Raw genomic sequence first — 17,275 nt, forward strand, 5'->3', positions numbered from 1 at the left:
GAGGAGCTGGTGATGGGAGGATGGATAACGGGCAAAAGGTGGATGCTTATCCTGTGCCTGGTGTTGGCCGGTGCGCTACTGTGTCCCGGCTGGACGCAGCAGGGCAGTGCCCGTGCCGACCAAACGGATCAGGCGTCTGCTCCCCGGGAAGAAGGGACAGCTCCCTTTGGCACATCTGCAGAATATCGCACGCCCCTGGCCGGTGAGCCGCTACACACGGTCTTCATGGGCGAAGCGGTGGATGTCCCCGCCAGGGACCGTGGTCAAGAGACCGCCCTGATGCTGGGGGGGGTACTATACACCCCCAAGCAGGGGGATACTTTTGGCACTCCGCTGGGAGCCTTCTATCTGAAGCGGATGTGGCAGGAGTCCCGAACACGCAACGTAGTAAGTATCTTCGTCAATGATCTGGAGTATGACAAAAGCTTCGGAAATGTAGAGCTTGTCACCCGTTTCGATAACAACACGCTCCCGGGCGGTCAGCGGGAAGTGGTCAACAACCGGGAGATCAAGTCCTCGGACGCGATCTGGGGGACGGTAGTCGCTTCACTGGGCCCCGGGCTCCGCTACCCGGTGGCTCCCTTCCAGGTGGATAACGACCTGCGGCTCCAGCTGCTCGGCAAGGTCGGATATTTTTATGCCCGACGGACAAGCGACACGGGACCGGACCTGGTGCTGCCGCCCGACACCATGCTGTACGGCGTGAAGCTGAGGGGGCGATACGACGGCATGCGCCGGAACCTGCTGGAGCTCCCCCATACGGGCATGGCCGCCGGATTTGACCTGGATTACATGTACCGGGACAGATGGTCGGATTTCGGCACGGTTTCCGATGCACACTTCACAAAGGCGAATACCCAGCAGTACCTCCAGTTTAACGGTTATCTCATGGGTGCCGGCCGTATCCCGGGGCTGTCGGAGAGGAACCGGGTGTTCTTCAGTCTGCACGGCGGCGTTACCCCCCGGAAAAGCGCCGACCGCTACAATGCCATCACGATCGGCGGCGGGCCGCTTCCGATCGAATCGGATGACCTCTGCCGTCCCAATTATCCCGGCACCATGTTCAACCAGGTGCTCGTATCCAATTATGCCCTGGCAGCCCTGGAATACCGGCGCGAACTCGCCTTCTTCATCTATCTGCACCTGCGTGAGACACTGATCTGGGCGGACCGGGCAGCTGTCACGGACAGCAACAAGTTTTTGTTCAAAAGCTCAACCGGGGCAGCTACGACAGTCGGCCTGGGAACCGGCTTTTTCTGGAATTCCGAGCTGTATCTCGGGTATTCATGGGATACCGGTTTTGTCCGCAACGGCACCCCGGGCAGCGGCCTGATCCTGGCCTGGTACAAATCGTTCTGACCATGCTAGCCGAATAACTCCTGCTGCCCGATGACAGCCGGCAGGCGCTTGGGCGCCTTGATCCGCAGTCGTTTGTTGACATTCATACGCCCGAACACAACCTGGATGTCGCTGATCGATACACCGAATTCATCCGCCAGAAACCGCAGCATGTGGTCGGTTGCCCGCCCGGCGCGAGGGACGGCCGTGACACTGACACAGAGCTGATGCCCCTTTACCTTGCCGACGGCATCCCTTTTTGAATTGGGCGTGCCGAGTATGTCAAGCACCAGGGTGTCACCATCCCAGGCATAAAACGGCTTCTTCATGATTCCTCTGGCGGTCGCTGGAATTTCCTAGTGGGCTTGCTGTTCCGGCCACCGCCGGTTGGAACGGCCTGTCTGGCGGTCTGTTTCGTCACGTCCTTTACGGTAATCAGGCTGTCGCCGAGCAGGGCGCCATTCAGCAGGCCGATCGCGTCACAGGCTTCATCTTCGGTCGACATCCTGACGTAGCCGCAGCCCCGCAATTCGCCGGTCCCCGAGTTTTTTACCAGGTGCACTGACTGAACCGTACCCGCCACCGAGAACAGCTTCCGCACTTCCTCCTCCGTGACCGTTCCGGAGAGATGTCCGACATAAATCTCTACACCCATGCTATGGTTTCCTTTTCAAGTTATATGTACGTATTGATGCAGTCTAAAACCGGATGATACATGTTGAGACAGTATGGGATGATGCTGCTGGGCGGGCCAGGCTGGTTGGTGTGTAACGTGTGAAATCCCTTGCTATTGTGTAAAGGCTGCCATCAGACTCGGTCCAGGATTGACTTCAACGCCTCCGGCAGTTGCGGACGTCCCTTGGCATTCAAGGCGGTTCCGGTCACCAGGGCCTTGACCACGGCTGTGCGGTCCGGCAGGCGGTAGATGTCCTGACGAAAGCCGATCCGCACCGGGGAGATCCGTTCCAGCCGCACTTCGACCGCGAACCGGTCGCCGCTGACCAGTGAGGTCTTGTAGTCGATCTCGACCCGTGTCACCACCAGGTTGATGCCCTGCAGCGTCAGTGCAGCGAAATCGATGCCGATTGACTTCAGGTACTCATGCCGGGCGTGCTCCAGATAGTTCTGGTACACCGCGTTGTTTACCACCCCCTGCAGGTCGCACTCATAATCGCGCACCGCCAGCTCCAGGGAAAAACATGCCTGTTCCATTTTCAAACCTCACATCGCTTGTTAAGTATGTCAGCCGTTCATCGAAAGGGGGGGGCGAGTCTCCCCGCACCTGCAGGAGCCTTCTAGGCCCCCGGCACGTAGTGACATTTGATACAGTTTCCCTTGATCATGAAGGAACTTTTTCCATCGTGGCATTTTCCGCAGTATTTTCCGGCATTGAGGTCATTCATGGTGATCTTGACCGTTCCCTTTTTCATCTTGGGAAAGAGATCCTTGTTGTGGCAGTCAGGGCAGGTCAGCCCGGCCGCTTTGTGCGTTGCGCCGTCGAAGATAACCGAGCCCTTAGGGCTGTCATTGAAATCCAGAAGTTTATCAGGGCCAACTGCAAGGGCAGAAGTGCTCGCCATTGTTGTCACGATGAAACCCATTGTAGCGATCTGTTTTCTCATGTTCCGGCATTCCCTTTCTTTGATTAATTAGTACAAGGTGCATACCTGTCAAGGCTGAGACAGGCTGTCATTATTGATAAAGCGGGTTTACAGCCTCAGGCCTTCTTGACGAACTCGGACTTCAACTGCATTGCGCCGACACCGTCGATCCTGCAGTCGATATCATGATCGCCATCGACGAGACGGATGATCTTGATCTTGACGCCGACCTTGACGACCGCAGACGAACCCTTGATCTTCAGGTCCTTGATAACGGTAATCGAATCGCCGGCCTTGAGTTCATTGCCGAAGGCGTCACGCACGACGCGTTCTTCAAGAACGCTCTCAACGGCTGTTTGCGGCCACTCATGGGCGCATTCTGGGCAGACGTAGTTCTCGCCGTCTTCGTAGGTGTATTCCGAGCTGCAGGTGGGGCATTTGGGTAAGGTTGTCATCTTGTATCCTTTTTTCTTGTGGTTGGTATTGTGTTCGGGGGCTGTTGCCGGAACGTCAGGTTATGCATCAATGCTTGTATTTCGCGGTCTCATTCCGGTGAGCACTGAGAATGACTGTTGCTGTGCAGATCTATTACGAGCTGAATTTCTACAAACCATTTCGGCCGTTGTCCATATCCTCAGCTGTTGAAACGGGACTGCCGTCATTATTGCTCCTTTGAGTCTCAGTCAGGTTGTTCCTTGTTACATCAGCGTTTTCAACATCATTCTGGCGCTGATTGTCTTCTTCTGTTGCAGATGTTTGTTTCTGTACGGACGTTCCCTGATCCCCAATGCAGACGGCTTCAATCTTGTCCTCATACTCTACTAACATGTATTCATTGCATTCTGCAAAGGCGACTGCTGAAACGCTTAGGCATGCAACGATCAGCAATAATATGGCTGATACAGAATAGCGCCGGTTCGCATTGAAGATGAATGACATGAGTTCCCCATATGTTATCTGTTTTCCTGATTAAGCGTCTGATCCACGAGGAAACGCATAACCTGCTGCCAAGACAAACCTGCCAGCTATTCTAAGGTGTCCGGATCGTTACATCAATACCGTAAATATTAAAAACAGTTATCGTGGATTGACAAATGGCTACTCCTTGATAACAATATCAAAGATGTGAATAAATGTTTCAACAATTTCGTTAACTTACTTATCCTGTTTATCAGGGTTAGGTAGTTAAAGAAGCTGTCGGGTGAATGTCTCCTGTTTTCCAAGGGGGGGACAGTCGCAACGTTCTCGATGTTAGTAACCGCTCGGATGTAGAAAACCACTCTTTGTTGAACACCACAGGAGGACACAATGAAAAGGGTTGCGATGCCAATGGCTGTCATGGTTGTCTGTCTGCTCGGCATGTTTTCCCGTGCCAATGCCAATCCGGTTATTCCCAAAAGCGATACCCCAAAGTTGAGATTAAGTCAGGATAGCAGCGCGGGATACTCTGCGCAAGTCTGGGACATTGCCGGGAATGAAGCCAATTTCTTCATCAGGGATATTAGCGGCGGCAGTAAGCTACCCTTTCGCATTCAGCCGGGAGCACCGACCAGCACCCTTACTCTCAGGTCCGATGGCAATGTGGGCATCGGAACCTGGGCGCCCACATCGGCACTTGCAATCTACCGGACCGGCGCCGATGCCGCCGTCACCCTGCAACGGACCGATGGGGTGGTCGCAACCCTCAATGCCTCTGGCAGCTCGTTTTTCGTGGGGGCGACAAGCAATCATTCCGTCGGTTTTCTGGCCAATAATGTCAATCTGCTGAGCCTAAATCCCGATGGCAGCCTGACGAGTTCGTCCGGGGCATCACTCACTTCCGGAGGGGTCTGGACCAATGCCTCGAGCCGCAGTCTGAAGGAAGACATTAAACCGCTCAGCACAGAGGAAGCGCTGCAAACACTGAACGGTCTGGAGCCGGTGCTTTTCCGCTACAAGGCGGAAAAGAACCGGCAGTATGCAGGTTTTATCGCCGAGGACGTCCCGGAAATGCTGGCAAGTGCCGATCGCCGCGGCTTGAGCCCGATGGATATTGCCGCTGTGCTGGTGACGGTGGTTCAGGAACAGCAGCAGACCATAAATGCGCTCAGAAGCGATTTGGAACAGTTGAAAAAAATGATAAAAGAACAAGCTATCTGATTACTGGCGGAGATGCGGGCGGGGGGCAAACCTGCACATGCTCTTCGACAGGAGTGCTGGTTTGACGGCTGGCTTCCCGAGCTACCAGCTAACTTCTCTGTTTGATTGCATTGGGTTACCTGACCCCTAAACCTGATTGGAGTGTTTCGTAAAAAACTCATGCAGTTTCTTTTTCGGCACTTTTGCCAGCTGCTGCATCAGCTTGAAGGAAACCTCACGGACCCCGAACGTGGATTTGATGTCCTTTATCATTTCCAGCCACAAATGCGCCGTCATCTCGGCATCTGCCAATGCCCTGTGGTGAACTCCATCTGTTGTGAGTTTCTTGTAGGTCACCAGGGTTTCAAGCCGATGATTGGGAGCATCCGGATACAATCGCCTGGATGCCAGCATGGAACAGGCAAACTGGTTTGTTCTCCTGTGATTGATACGTGCCAGTTCTGCATCCAGGAAGCGTGAATCGAAGCCTGCATTGTGGGCAACCAGATGGTGCTGTTCAATGAATGACGTCAGCTGAACCATGACCTCCTTGATGGCGGGAGCCCTGGAGAGCATGGTATTGGTGATCCCCGTGAAGCTCTCAATAAAACCTGAGACCCGCACCTCCGGATTCATCAGACTTTGAAATCTGTCGACGATCCGGTTGCCTGAAATCAGAACCGCACCGACCTCAATGGTTCTGTCCCCATATCCGGGTGAAAGCCCCGTTGTTTCAAAGTCTATGACAACCGCACTGAAATTTCCCACAAGCGTTACCAACCTTGTTATTGAAATGGAATGATTACCGACCCGTTGCGATCCCGCCGGAATATTCTTAACTGCACCGAATCCGGGGGTGCGCCATTAGAACCGCCTTGAGCACGCTCGTGATCCCTTCTTCGTCGTACGGTTTCTGAAGCACTGCGCAGAAGCCGTGCGTGGCATAATCCGCCATGACGGGATCGCTTGAGTAGCCGCTCGATACGATCAGGCGGGCGTTCGGATCAAGCGCCAGGATATGCTGCGCCGCTTCTCTGCCTCCCATCCCGCCGGGAATTGTCAGGTCCATGATTACTGCCGCATAGGGTTTGCCGGCTTCTACTGCGGCGCCATACAAAGCGATCGCCTCATCACCATTGCCGCAGGTCTGGACGTGGTAGCCCGATTCCTGCAACATCAAGCTGGTCAGATCCCTGATGATTTCCTCGTCATCCATTACCAGAACTGATCTGTTCATCTGGATGCCGCTGTCCTCCGGAGATGGTCCATTACCGGCGAGAAGAGTCTTTTCTTCGCAGGCCGGCAGCAGTATTTCGAAGGTTGTTCCATCACCAAACACGGAGCGGACGTCGATATGTCCCCCATGCTTCATGACTATCGAGCGGGTCGTGGCAAGGCCAAGACCAGAGCCGCCGGCTTTTGTCGTAAAATAGGGGTCAAAGATTTTTTGCTGATCCTCCTCGGATATCCCGCAGCCCCTGTCTGTGAACGTGAGCCTGACGTATCTGCCGGGGGCTAAGGACATACTGTTGTCAGCAGCGACAATGCTGTTCTCAGCGCGGATGGTAATCGTACCCCCGCCCGGCATGGCCTGGGTGGCGTTGATAATGATGTTGTGGAGTACCTGGCTGAGCTGTCCCTTGTCGACCTCGATGGGGAGGGTGTCTTCAGGCAGCTCGGAGCGGCATGAAACATTGGAGCCGCTCAGTACGAAGGCAACCGACTCATTCAGCAGCTGCTTCACGGAGACAACCTGTTTGACCGGTTGTCCCCCCTTGGCAAAGGTCAACAGCTGGTTGGAGAGCTCTGAGGCACGGTTTGCCGCATTTTCGGCGTTCTTCAAGATGGCAGCAGCCTTGTGGCCAATGTCGATGAACTTCCTGGCAAAGGAGATGTTACCGATGATGCCGGTGAGGATGTTGTTGAAATCATGGGCGATACCGCCGGCAAGCACCCCCAGGCTCTCCAGCTTCTGCGACTGCTGGAGCTGTTGTTCAAGTGCCAGTTTTTCTTCTTCAGCCTGTTTGCGGGCGGTGATGTCACGGGAAATCCCCACCAGGGCGATGGGGTGCCCGTCGGATCCATGAATCGGAGCCTTCACGGTGTCCAATAGAAGCCTGCCGTCAGTCGGAGAGTTCACCCACTCCTCGTAGTGTACCGATATGCCGCCATCCATTACCAGCTGGTCATGCTGTCGACTTTTCTCGGCTATCTCGCGATCGAGTAGATCGAAGTCGGATTTGCCGATCTGCTCACTCTCTGCAAGGCCGATAAACCGCTCGGAGGCCTTGTTGCAGCCGATATAGATTCCCTGGCTGTCTTTAAAGTAGATCAGGTCACTGGTCGAGTCGACGACAGAGCGCAGCAGGGCCTTCTCATTCCAGAGCATTTCTTCCGCATGTTTCTGGGCGGTGATATCCCGAAACACCCCCTGCATGATGTTCCTGCCGTCAATAGTGGTAACCGAGTGCTTGATATGGACCAGGATCTTTCTGCCACTTTTGGAAACGACGATCGCCTCGGCATTGTCAACCTGATCATGCTCAGTGGAGGTCCTCCGGAACTGCTCTGAAAAATGATCCACCATTTCCGGTGGATGCAGGAAGGTCTGGTGTCTGCCGATGATCTCCGTGCGCGGCAGTTCCATCATCTCTTCGGCCGCCCTGTTACAGTTGATCAGCATGCCGGTGTCGGCGTCAGCCCAGAAGATGGCGTCGGAGGCATCTTCGAAGGTCAACCGGAACTCCTCCTCGCTCTTCTTCAATCGAAGTTCGGCCTGTTTGCGGCTGGAAATATCCCTTGTAAATGCAATAAAAATTCCATCGTCCCGGTTGAAGACAGTACTGACCTCTACATCAAAAACGCTGCCGTTCCTGCGACGGTGCCGGGTTTCGAAACGATCATAGCCGTTTGATATGATCTGGTTCATGTGCAACTGCAAGACGGCCTCATCTTCGTCGACCTCGAAATCCCGCAAATGCATTCCTGTCAGTTCTTCCGGGCTATATCCATACATGCTGCCGATGATCTGATTGGCGAAGATGATCGTCCCGTTCTGGTCGAGAGCCCAGTAGCCATCCATCGAGGCTTGTGCGAGGACTTCCAGTTTGTCGTCCAGTTTCTGATTGATTGTTGGCATATCTGAATCTCACATTTCTGTAGAGTTGTACTCAATAGTAGTGATGATGACGGAAATCTGAAAGCTATTCTTTTTTGTTGGAAGAAAAACTTGGCAACCTGATCTGTTGATACCCGCAACCGGGATTGTTGCAAGAACTATTGGTGAACCATTATGGTGCATCCTGAGTCAACATGATTCAACTTGAGCTGCTTTGATACGCCGCATTTTCGGGCGCTGTGCACGTTATCGGGAGAGTGTCAATTATTTTGTCATCCGCGTATCTGCAGAAGGATTATACTGAATGTAGAGGAACCATCTCTAAAGAGCTGGAAGGGAGGCATGGATTATGGCAACGCTTATTCTGATGCTTTTTATCGGATTGCTCACATTTATCATCACGCCCTGGGTCGGTCATTTGAACCATGGCAGGTTGCGCACAACAGACCTGATGGCTGGGGATGAAGGAGAGGATTAATCTGAGCTGTACCCTTTTGATACTATAAAGGAAGGAAGAATCATAACAGAGGGCTTCGAAGGAGGTGCCCTGTGAAAAAACTTCTGCTTGTATTGATCGGGCTTATGCTGGCAGGGTGTGTGGCCGTTCCGGTCTACGATTACGGCTATTATTATCCGCACTACGGACCGTACCCCTACGCGTATGCGGGACCGGATGTAAATGTCTACTACTCGGGCTACCACGGCGGCCACCTGTTCCGGGGTGGACATGGGTATTATCGTGGCGATTTTGGTTTCCGTGGTGGTGATTTCGGCTTCCGTGGTGGCAGCTTCAGGGGAGGCGGCCGGCGATAGTGTGCCGGCCTTTGTTCCGGGATCGAGCAGCCGACACCAGAGCGTCTCCTGACGGCTATAGGCAGCTAGCGCGGCTCGATCAGCCGGCCCGGCAGCACATCCCTGATCGAGAGTTCGATCAACAATCTTTTTGTCAGGAACGCTTCGATCTCTTTCAGAACAACGAGGTCGCTCGGCACATTGTACAGTATGCCGCCCGCCATCATACCGTGACCTCCACCCGCTCCCTTGTCCGCCACCAGCCTTTTGATGATCTCTCCCGCATTGAGCAGGTGACTGGTGGTGCGCATGGAGAGTATCACTTCATCGTTGTAATGCCCCATGCCCAGCACGGTCTCAATATCCTCCAGCCTGATCAGGTAGTCGGCAATTTCCGACACCACTTCGGGAAAGCAGATCGCCTGCAGATTTACAATCAGCAGTTTTCCGTAGATCTTCGCATTTTCAACACCGCTGTGGATTGTCCGGAAGTGTTCCACCGGCAATTTGGGATGGGTTATTTTATACAGCAGCTGCTTGTTCGCTAGCGGGAAGAGGCGCAGATAGGCGTCCCGGTCAGGCTGGTTCGCCTCCCGGCCCAGATCCTGGGTTTCGGATTTGATGGCGTAGAACAGGGCGGTGGCCAGTTTTGTGCCGATATGGATATTTTGAGCCAGCAGGTATTCGTACAGAATCGTGGCGGTAACGCCATACTCCTCGCGAATATCCAGCCAGCGGCACGTTTTACTGGCTTCGCGCAGGGGGTGGTGATCGATGACAATATCCACCCGGCAATCGGGCGGCAGGGAGTTGTTGCCCGTACCTGGCTGGGTATCCAGCATGCAGACCGCGCTGAACTCATCCAGGTTGACCATTTCGAGGGGAATGAGCGTAATCTCCAGCTCCTTTGCCATGGCGATGTTTTCACTGCGCCCGATCATGCCGGAAAAGGCGATGACCGCATCCCGGCTCAGTTTCATGGCAAGCAGGTGGCGCAGCGCCATGGCCGATGCCAGGCAATCGGGGTCCGGATTGTCATGGATGATGATGATGGTCTTGCCTGTGCCCCGCAACCATTCCAGCATCTCATCGGAATGTTCTTGTGAGTGGCGGGGTATTTCCGGGACGCGGCTGTCAGTCGTCATATCGATTCCCATTTAAACGTAGAGTCACAGAATTTAAGCGGCAGTATCGTTCTGAAAAGGGGATGTTCCCTGCATCAGCACGTCCCCTTTACTCCCCCGGGGTGTTCTGCTTTCGACGGATTTTATAGTAGTACATGCGCGAATCTGCCAATTTGAAAGCACTGGAGAGCTGCTCACTGTTTTCGGCTGTAGCGGAACCCAATGAAATGCTCAAGGCAGCGTCGCTTCTATCCTGGTTAATGATGGCCTGAAATGCCCGGACCCGCTTGATCGACTCCTTGACAGTGGCCTCATCAGCCTTTTGAAGAATAACCGCAAATTCATCCCCCCCGATCCGGGCCACAACGTCTTCTCCGCGGAAAGACTGCAGGAGCGCCAGGGCGGCCTGCTGAATGAGCTGGTCCCCCTCGGCATGGCCGCAATTGTCATTGACGCTTTTGAGCCCGTCAATATCGGCAATCACGATGCTGAGCGGGTAATGGCGACTGCTGCCCATTCGCACCATTTCTGCATCAAAATAGGCGCGGTTAAAGAGTCCGGTCAATGTATCGTGCGTGCTCAGATAGTTCAGTTCTGCCTCCTGCCGCTTTTTATCCGTAATGTTGCTGGCAACGCCCGACACCCGCAGCGGCATGCCGTTTTCGTCACGGGAAACCACCTTTCCCCGAAAGTGGAACCAATGATACTCGCTGGAATTCGAAAGCATGCGGAGTTCGGTATCAAAGGCTGAGGTTGTCCGGCAGAGCTGATCATAGACGACACTGCGCATTCGCGGCTTGTCATCGGGATGGATCAGATCCATGAATTTCGAAATAGTGGTGGTTGTTTCGCCCGCTGCGAAATCGATCATCTCGGCAAAACGGGGGCTGAGATTGACAGCGCCTGTTTCAACATCCCAATCCCAATAGCCGTCATTGCTTCCTTCCAGCACCAGCTTCAGGCGCTCTTCACTCTCCTGCAAGGCCATTTCAGCCTGTCTGCGCTTCTCTTCGCGCGAAAAGTTCTTGATGGCAAAGCTGACGTTATCAACCATCTCCTGGAACAGATCGACAATCTCCTGGTCGAAGTATCCCTTTTGATCGGCATAGACCTTGAGAACGCCGACGCTCTCTCCCTGGAACAAAATGGGAAACGTCGCTGATGAGTTGATGCCGTATTCCAGGGCAGCGGCCCGCCACAGCCCGGTTGTCGGGTCTCCATGGAAATCGTTGCAGATATACGGCACACCCTTGCGAATGGCTATCCCGGTGGGGCCGCGCCCTTCTTCGCGATCGATTCTGGAGGAAATGGTCAGCGAGTCAAGATACTGCGCAGCCTTGCCGCAATGGGCAACAGGGGTGACACTGCCGGTTTCAGGATCGATCGTCCCGATCACGGCCAGGGTCAATTTGCCGTACTCCACTGCGATCTGGCAGATTTCCCGAAACAGGAGATCCCTGTGCTTACTGTGCAGAATCGCCTTGTTTGTGCGGCTTAAGGCATCGTAGAGGTTTTTCAGCTTGGTTATTTTCTCTTCTGCTTCCTTGCGTTCGGTCGCGTTACGAACCACCTCGACGGCGGCCACGATCTTGCCGTCTTTATCGCGGATTGGCGAAGCGCAGGTTTCAAAAACATAGGTCCTGTCAGCGATGTTCACAATCCGCTCCACGGTGTGAACTTCACCAGAGGAAAAGCACGTTGCAACCGGACACTCGGGGCAAACATCAGGTGACTGGTTATAGGCCTCATAGCAGATCCGCCCGATGCAGTCTCCGAAGATGTCCTTCATCACCCGGTTCTGGTAAATAATCCGGAAATCCTTGTCGTGAACCGTGATGCCATCGCCGACCGCGGCAATGATTTCATCACCTTTTGAAGCGGCCGGGGAGGTGGGGGGCAGATACTCATGTGGCATGGATGTTCCTTTGCAGATTGATTGTGGGCCAATAAGGCCCGTTACGATTTACGTCGCCGGCGGCGTTTCTTCGCCTTTTGTTGCGGCGCCCCGGTTTCTTCTGCGAGCCCGGACAACAGCGGTGCCGGCGCCTGCTGCTGTGCCTGAGCCGTCCACCAGTCAAGCTGTTTGGCGACGTCTTTTTTGTCGCCGCGGGTGATCCGGCAGTATGCGATGATGTCATTGAAATCCGGGCGGGTGGTGAAGGCTTCCGGCCGGCGGCCGGGAATCTTTTTCAGGCGCGACTGCTGGCTTATGATGTTGCGGAGCGCGATACCGACGCGGTTCATGATCATGACAATCGGGCAGGTTTCGCCCATGAACTCGGCAACCGCGGCGTCAACGCTCTGCTGCCAGGGTGTACCCTGGCGGCGCAAGCGCTCCGTCTTTTCATCGATGTACTCGCCGAAAAGCAGCGCCAGGAGGAGCGGCGGGGAGACCTTGTCCCCCTGCTGGATGCGGTCATCGACGTAGTCGAGCATCTGTCCGAAGCGGGTGTGGGGAAAGCCTTCACGTTCGGCGCCCAGCCAGCTGGAGAAGGCCGGGAACAGCGCTGCAAAGAGCCCGGTTCGTTGCAGCAGATCATAGCAGCGCGCCCCTTCGCCCGAGAGGAGCAGTTTGAGCATCTCTTCGTAAAGCCGCGGCGGCGCCGACCTGACGATGGTATCGGCGGCGCCGACCAGCGCCGTGCGGGTATGTTCCTCGATGGTGAAGCCGAGTTGGGCGGCAAATCGCACCGCCCGCAGCATCCGTACCGGGTCTTCCTGGAAGCGGACAGCGGGATCGCCGATGGTGCGGATGATGCCGGCTCCCAGGTCGGCCAGGCCGCCGGTGTAGTCAATGATCGAGAAATCGGCGATGTTGTAGGAAAGCGCGTTGACGGTGAAGTCGCGGCGCTGGGCATCTTCTGCGGGGGTGCCGTAGACATTGTCCCGCAGGATCATGCCGTCGTCGTCCTTGACCATCCGCGGGTGCCGCTGGTGGTGCTCCGCCTGGTTTGCCTCGTGCGGTTCGGGCTCCGCTTCGTCCGCAGCCAGGGAGCGAAAGGTTGCCACTTCGATGATCTCATCCTGGTAGTGCAGGTGCGCCAGACGAAAGCGCCGCCCGATCAGGCGACAGTTGCGGAACATCCGCTTGATCTCGTTTGGTGTGGCGTTGGTTACTACGTCGAAATCCTTCGGTTCCCGTCCGAGCAGGAGGTCGCGCACGCAACCTCCGACGAGATAGCCGACAAAGCCGTTGTCTCTCAGGCGGTAGAGTATGCGCAGGGCGTTCGGGTTCATCAGCTTGCGGGAGAGCCCGTGTTCCTGCCGGGCGACGATCACAAAGCTGTTTGTTTCCTTTTTCATTATGTTATTGCCACCATGGATGTTTATGTTGTTACGTCTTCAATTGTAAGTGAGCCTGTGCAACAAGCACGAAGCCACTAATTGGGCATCGATCGGATCACAGCCGCCGGGCTTGATATTAACGGGTTGTGCACATAACAGTAGTTGTATACCATGGGCGCGCATTCCATGGCAAATTTCACAAGCGTTGCCACATACAAGGAGGGAATTCATGAACAGTTATCGTCAGTCTATTATTACACTTGCCCTGGTAATGCTGGCCAGCCCAGCGGCGGCCGCCGAGTATGGCGGCATCCGTGAACTGTTCATCGGGCCGTCCATCGCCTATTTCCATTGGCAGGAATCGGTCGCCGGGCAGAACGTCCTGACCGAACAGGGCCCCATATACGGGGTTGACGGCACCATTGTCCTTGACCTGCTCAAGACTGAACGGGCCGGTACCCTGACCTTCAAGGGAAAAGTAGGGCTTTTTGGCGGCGTGGTCGATTACGACGGCCATACCCAGGCGCCCAGTAACCTGCCGGTCAAAACAGACGTCAGCTACGTGGGGGGGAAAGAAGAGATTGCGCTCGGCTGGGCTCTGCCGCTCGGCGACGTCCGCCTGGAACCGTTTGCCGGTCTCGGCTATCGTCTGTGGGTCAGGGACCTGCAGGATTCTACCGCCAAGGATGGTGCCTCAACCGTGCGGGTCAGCGGCAGCACCGAGGTCTGGGAAAGCGCCTACACCAAGGTCGGAGCTGCCCTGTCCATCCCGCTCACCAGCAATTGGCGCATCTTTGTGGAGGGGGGCGGCAAATATCCCTTCTACAACAGCAACTCCAGCGACATTGCCGGCGTTGGGAACAATTCCGTTTACCCCGAGCCGCGCTGGTCGGCCTTTGCCGAACTCGGCGCCCGATCCGGAACGCTGCGGCCGGCACTGTTTTATGAAGGATACCGGACCGGACCGTCCCCTGTGGTCAGGATCAGTTCCACCACCGGTGTTTACCAGCCAAAATCTGATGAGGATGTTGTCGGAGTGAGTTTTTCCTACTGTTTCCGTTAGGGGGCACACCAACCGGAGTTTGTGCGGGCAAAAAAACAGGCTGCTTTTTCAGAAAGATTTTGAAAAAGCAGCCTGTTTCCTATTTCACTTCCGGCAGGTGTGTTTCAGTGCTGCCAGCGGTTTTATTTCATCCTCGTCAATTGCTCCATTGCCGTCTTCATGCTGATGCGCATCTTCTCAAGCACCTGAGCCAGTTCTCCGATTTCATCCTTCGTGTGGGCCAGGATGGGGGCGGTAACCTCCCCATCCGCCATGCGGGAGGCCTTTTCAGTAAGATGAGTCAGCGGCTGCAGCGAGCTGTGAATGGTGAAGTGGATCAAAAGGGAAGTAACAATGATGATGACCGCCATGCTTATGAGCAGATGGAGCAGGACGGTGTTCTTTGCCTGGTTCAAGGCCTCGATGGAAAGTCCGATCCGGAAATTGCCCCACTGTTTACCCTTGACCATGATGGGAGAGGAAACGTCCCACATGGTTTCGCCGGTATCCCGCTTATAAACCTGGACAAAACCGGGCTGAGTGTTTTGGGCAGCTGCCAGGCCGGTCTCATCGTTGAATATCCTCTTTGTCCGGTTGCCGACCTTGTCTTTAGCCTTATCACCGGTAATTGGCTGTTGATATTTCGAGTTGTGGGTCGGGAGATAGCCCTTGGTATCCACGGTAACAGCGTACACGACGCTGGGATTCTTGAGCATCTCGTCCTGCAGCCCCAAAAGCGCCTTATCTGCGTAGCTATCATATTTGGTGTGATATTTGGCGGGATCGAACGAACCGTATGGCTGGTAATTCATATCAAAGGCATCCGCAGCAGTAAGGGCGCGATTGTCAATAGCCTCTTCAAGCAGCTTGCCGACAGCCTTGGCAGCCACGATGCTTTCGAACTTTGCCTGCGACTTGTACTGCGCATCCAGGCGCAGGAACTGCTCCTTGGCCAACATGACCGTTCCGAATCCCACGATGACCAGGAGTACCAGGTTCACCTTTAATGCGACTTTGATGCTGATCTTTCTGAACATTCTCCCCATCCTCCTTTATTCAGTTGTACCTGCTTACAGATATGTCGACACAGCGGGCAATGTATACCAGATATTCAAAATAAACAAACGATTTTTGTTAAATGAAGTATAAGCAACTGACTTGTTTTATTGATGTTTTAGGCTGCTAATAAATAAATTTTTATGAATACTGAGGTTGGAATACAAAATAATAAAACGACTTTAAATATGTTTTTCACGTGCCGGAATAATCGCTGAGGGTCAGATCTGCGCATGCGACAATTTCCGGTTTGTTTTTCAATTACGGAGGTCTGACTGATCATGTATTTTTTTGAGCTGGTTGCTGGAGGTCCACTATTACACGGGACATGCCAAGATGGATTGTCACCCGCAGTTTTACTGTAACATGCTGACTTTGCTGATGATTGTATTTCGAAGTGTGTGTTGGATTCCGGGAGCTGTGCTGCCGAGGGGGATTATGCGGATAATGTTGTTGTAAAGCTTCATTACACAACAGTGAATTCGGGAAATTTAGCACATAATTACAGCAAGATATGAAAGCGTAAAGATTTTTTGCAGATTTGAAGAAACGGCAGATATGGCTTGTGATTCCGGTATGTTAGGGGAATGTAAAGTTTCTTTGCATACCCGTGTATAATGCTGAATCAGCAGTGATGCAACCTAATCGGGTTTTCGAGCGGTCAGAAGAAAGACGGTGAACTCTCGTGATCCTTTGCCTGCAGTCGGTTTGGATATGCTGGTGGCTGTTATGCAGTTCACATCATCGAAACCTGCCTCCCTGACTATCTGATGAAGGCATGTTCTGTCGAACCCGTTATGGAAAACACCGCTGCTGTCTTCGTGAAACTGGCCGTCGTCGAGGTCGAGGTCTGCTATGGCTAAGTACCCGGAAGGAAGAATACAATTATAAAAATTATGCAGGAGCGGTTCAATGTTCCTGATGTGATGGAGTGTCATGCAACTGGTGATGAGGTGAAAGCTGCCTTCCAGAACATCTCCTTTGTCCATATCCTTGTAAACTGCAGCCACATTTGAGACCCCAAGATGTTCAGTCTTTTCCCTGAGTTTTTCGAGCATGCCCTGTGAACTGTCAACGCCGGTTATCGAGCGGACCTGCGGCTGCAAATTCAAGGTCAACAAACCGGTGCCACAGCCGAAATCAAGGACATCCATGCTGGACGTCAGGTGGATATTCTTGGCGATAGAATCCGCAACATCGCCCGCCAGTTTCAGCCGTCTCGGTTCTTCATCCCATGTTGCGGCAACCTTGTTAAAATCCCGCGTTACGATTTCCATGTTTTCCTCAATTGATAGTTATTATTGCAAAGCCCTTATTCTGATATCCGATAAATGAATTTAACACATTGGCAACCAACTTGACTTCCGGGATAAGTCCTGACGGGTCTGCTTTAAATACACGCATTGCCACGGCACACGCTTCAAAGCGCACTCCCTTCTTTTTTAAAGTTTGGAACAGAGCTATTGCCTCATCATCAAGTGCGGTGGCCGTCAGAAGCTTCACTCCGGGACCGCGAAAAGCAACAATCATGTTCGGTTTGACCCCCTGCGCGACCATCCCATCCAACGTTTCATCAAAGAGGCTCAGATTGAAGACCAGTTTCTCAAGATCTGCAACGCGCACATCAAAAATAACCTTGGCTGTCTTGAGTCCAGAAAACGCCTCGCGGTCATCCGGTTTCTGTGCAGCATGTATCACGGGGGAACATGTCATCATGAGCAATAGTACAATTAAAAATGGTTGAATACGCATATTGTCGCTTCCTCTCGTTTTGAATATTTTGAATTGCGTAAGACAAGCA

19 protein-coding genes are annotated in these 17,275 nt (G+C 53.8%); 5 read left to right on the forward strand and 14 right to left on the reverse strand.

What is annotated here, in order from left to right; genetic code table 11:
* Positions 1–12 precede the first annotated feature (12 nt).
* Positions 13–1,359 carry a porin gene (locus tag ACOCF6_RS19475; RefSeq protein ID WP_482461980.1) on the forward strand — a complete coding sequence of 449 codons (1,347 nt, stop codon included), beginning with the start codon at positions 13–15 and terminating at the stop codon, positions 1,357–1,359.
* 5 nt (positions 1,360–1,364) lie between these two features.
* Here the strand turns inward: ACOCF6_RS19475 and ACOCF6_RS19480 are convergent, their stop codons facing one another.
* The 6 genes from ACOCF6_RS19480 to ACOCF6_RS19505 form a co-directional block, all read right to left on the reverse strand.
* A complete protein-coding gene (locus ACOCF6_RS19480; protein ID WP_482461981.1) occupies positions 1,365–1,667 on the reverse strand; it encodes a DUF167 domain-containing protein in 303 nt (100 codons plus the stop codon).
* On the reverse strand, positions 1,664–1,993 hold the full coding sequence (locus ACOCF6_RS19485) for an RNA recognition motif domain-containing protein (RefSeq protein WP_482461982.1): 330 nt from the start codon (positions 1,991–1,993) through the stop codon (positions 1,664–1,666). The genes ACOCF6_RS19480 and ACOCF6_RS19485 overlap by 4 nt, the downstream gene beginning before the upstream one ends.
* 152 nt (positions 1,994–2,145) lie before the next feature.
* Positions 2,146–2,550: an acyl-CoA thioesterase gene (locus tag ACOCF6_RS19490; RefSeq protein ID WP_482461983.1), complete on the reverse strand. Its 405-nt coding sequence runs from the start codon at positions 2,548–2,550 to the stop codon at positions 2,146–2,148.
* 83 nt (positions 2,551–2,633) lie between these two features.
* Complete coding sequence (locus tag ACOCF6_RS19495; protein ID WP_482461984.1) at positions 2,634–2,960, reverse strand: c(7)-type cytochrome triheme domain-containing protein; 327 nt, start codon at positions 2,958–2,960, stop codon at positions 2,634–2,636.
* 95 nt (positions 2,961–3,055) lie between these two features.
* Entirely contained in the window at positions 3,056–3,394 is a 339-nt protein-coding gene (locus tag ACOCF6_RS19500) for a zinc ribbon domain-containing protein YjdM (RefSeq protein WP_482461985.1), read from the reverse strand.
* A 148-nt stretch (positions 3,395–3,542) separates the two neighbouring features.
* Complete coding sequence (locus ACOCF6_RS19505) at positions 3,543–3,878, reverse strand: hypothetical protein (protein WP_482461986.1); 336 nt, start codon at positions 3,876–3,878, stop codon at positions 3,543–3,545.
* Between the two features lie 369 nt (positions 3,879–4,247).
* Here ACOCF6_RS19505 and ACOCF6_RS19510 point away from each other — a divergent pair, with 369 nt between their 5' ends.
* On the forward strand, positions 4,248–5,078 hold the full coding sequence (locus ACOCF6_RS19510) for a tail fiber domain-containing protein (protein ID WP_482461987.1): 831 nt from the start codon (positions 4,248–4,250) through the stop codon (positions 5,076–5,078).
* 126 nt (positions 5,079–5,204) lie between these two features.
* Here the strand turns inward: ACOCF6_RS19510 and ACOCF6_RS19515 are convergent, their stop codons facing one another.
* Positions 5,205–5,825, reverse strand: a complete 621-nt coding sequence (locus ACOCF6_RS19515) for a 3'-5' exonuclease (protein WP_482461988.1) — start codon at positions 5,823–5,825, stop codon at positions 5,205–5,207.
* 67 nt (positions 5,826–5,892) lie between these two features.
* The gene (locus tag ACOCF6_RS19520) at positions 5,893–8,196 is read right to left on the reverse strand and encodes a PAS domain-containing hybrid sensor histidine kinase/response regulator (RefSeq protein WP_482461989.1); all 2,304 of its coding nucleotides are present in this window, start codon (positions 8,194–8,196) and stop codon (positions 5,893–5,895) included.
* Positions 8,197–8,524: 328 nt separating this feature from the next.
* Here ACOCF6_RS19520 and ACOCF6_RS19525 point away from each other — a divergent pair, with 328 nt between their 5' ends.
* Together ACOCF6_RS19525 and ACOCF6_RS19530 are read left to right on the forward strand one after the other, a co-directional pair.
* Positions 8,525–8,653, forward strand: a complete 129-nt coding sequence (locus ACOCF6_RS19525) for a hypothetical protein (RefSeq protein WP_482461990.1) — start codon at positions 8,525–8,527, stop codon at positions 8,651–8,653.
* A 71-nt stretch (positions 8,654–8,724) separates the two neighbouring features.
* A complete protein-coding gene (locus ACOCF6_RS19530) occupies positions 8,725–8,988 on the forward strand; it encodes a hypothetical protein (RefSeq protein ID WP_482461991.1) in 264 nt (87 codons plus the stop codon).
* Positions 8,989–9,053: 65 nt separating this feature from the next.
* On the opposite strand, the gene ACOCF6_RS19535 is transcribed toward ACOCF6_RS19530, so the two are convergent.
* The 3 genes from ACOCF6_RS19535 to pcnB all read right to left on the reverse strand — a co-directional run bounded on the left by ACOCF6_RS19535 (position 9,054) and on the right by pcnB (position 13,394).
* Entirely contained in the window at positions 9,054–10,112 is a 1,059-nt protein-coding gene (locus ACOCF6_RS19535; RefSeq protein ID WP_482461992.1) for a DHH family phosphoesterase, read from the reverse strand.
* 88 nt (positions 10,113–10,200) lie between these two features.
* The gene (locus ACOCF6_RS19540; protein ID WP_482461993.1) at positions 10,201–12,006 is read right to left on the reverse strand and encodes a sensor domain-containing diguanylate cyclase; all 1,806 of its coding nucleotides are present in this window, start codon (positions 12,004–12,006) and stop codon (positions 10,201–10,203) included.
* Between the two features lie 41 nt (positions 12,007–12,047).
* A complete protein-coding gene (gene pcnB / locus ACOCF6_RS19545; RefSeq protein ID WP_482461994.1) occupies positions 12,048–13,394 on the reverse strand; it encodes a polynucleotide adenylyltransferase PcnB in 1,347 nt (448 codons plus the stop codon).
* A 211-nt stretch (positions 13,395–13,605) separates the two neighbouring features.
* Between pcnB and ACOCF6_RS19550 the strand changes: the two genes are divergently transcribed.
* On the forward strand, positions 13,606–14,439 hold the full coding sequence (locus ACOCF6_RS19550; RefSeq protein ID WP_482461995.1) for a hypothetical protein: 834 nt from the start codon (positions 13,606–13,608) through the stop codon (positions 14,437–14,439).
* A 122-nt stretch (positions 14,440–14,561) separates the two neighbouring features.
* Here ACOCF6_RS19550 and ACOCF6_RS19555 read toward each other — a convergent pair whose 3' ends face one another.
* The 3 genes from ACOCF6_RS19555 to ACOCF6_RS19565 form a co-directional block, all read right to left on the reverse strand.
* Positions 14,562–15,455, reverse strand: a complete 894-nt coding sequence (locus tag ACOCF6_RS19555; RefSeq protein WP_482461996.1) for a HAMP domain-containing protein — start codon at positions 15,453–15,455, stop codon at positions 14,562–14,564.
* Between the two features lie 660 nt (positions 15,456–16,115).
* On the reverse strand, positions 16,116–16,751 hold the full coding sequence (locus ACOCF6_RS19560; RefSeq protein WP_482461997.1) for a class I SAM-dependent DNA methyltransferase: 636 nt from the start codon (positions 16,749–16,751) through the stop codon (positions 16,116–16,118).
* A gap of 7 nt (positions 16,752–16,758) precedes the next feature.
* Positions 16,759–17,226 carry a DsrE family protein gene (locus ACOCF6_RS19565; RefSeq protein WP_482461998.1) on the reverse strand — a complete coding sequence of 156 codons (468 nt, stop codon included), beginning with the start codon at positions 17,224–17,226 and terminating at the stop codon, positions 16,759–16,761.
* Positions 17,227–17,275: the final 49 nt, after the last annotated feature.

This window comes from Geobacter psychrophilus, from assembly GCF_056821595.1.